This is a genomic window from Acidithiobacillus albertensis (assembly GCF_001931655.1).
In the GTDB taxonomy this organism is placed as follows: domain Bacteria; phylum Pseudomonadota; class Gammaproteobacteria; order Acidithiobacillales; family Acidithiobacillaceae; genus Acidithiobacillus; species Acidithiobacillus thiooxidans.
Genome location: NZ_MOAD01000101.1, coordinates 1 through 649, shown reverse-complemented (window position 1 = coordinate 649; position 649 = coordinate 1). Strand labels below are relative to the sequence as shown.

Genomic DNA, 649 nt, shown 5'->3' with positions numbered 1-649 from the left:
GCGCACCGCCGCCAATCCGCTGAATTCATAATGGATATACGGATAGATTCCCGCTTGTCGAAAGGCGTGGATCACATCCTCCCGGATGCCGGAACCCTCCTCACGCCAGATCAACTTTTCCGACGCCAGGTCTTCAAGGGGGATGGCGGTCAACGCCGCCAGCGGATGGGAGACCGGAACCAGTGCCGAAATCTCGGTTTCTACCAAACTGGTCCGTGTCCACTCAACCGGCTCCCGCACCAGGTCTTCTGCGCTTTCAATCAATATCAGATCCACCTCATCGCGGTGGAGCCAGGCTTGTTGACTGTTCATGGTTGCGGTTCGCACATTGACTGCGGGATACTTCCGGCAGTATTCGCCCACCAAGAGCGGTAACAAATACTCGGCATTCGTGTGACTGGCGGATAAACGCAAGGTCCCGCGCAACAAATCTTTGGTTTTGTCACGTACGGCCTGGGCTTCCTGCAGGACCGCTTCCATATTCTCCCCTGTCCTCTGGAGAATCCGGCCTATCTCGGTGGGTTCAATACCCCGGGCCGTCCGGTGGTACAGGGGTTCACCCAACCAGTCTTGCAGCCGTTTGAGCTGGTGGGAGATGGCTGGCTGACTCAAAAACAGGCTCTTGCCTGCGGCCTGCAGATTTCTCAGC

1 protein-coding gene is annotated in these 649 nt (G+C 57.2%); it reads right to left on the bottom strand.

The genetic code is table 11. From position 1 onward, the window contains the following. A partial coding sequence (locus BLW97_RS18290; protein ID WP_075324193.1) for a LysR family transcriptional regulator occupies window positions 1-649 on the bottom strand: 649 nt, incomplete at both ends.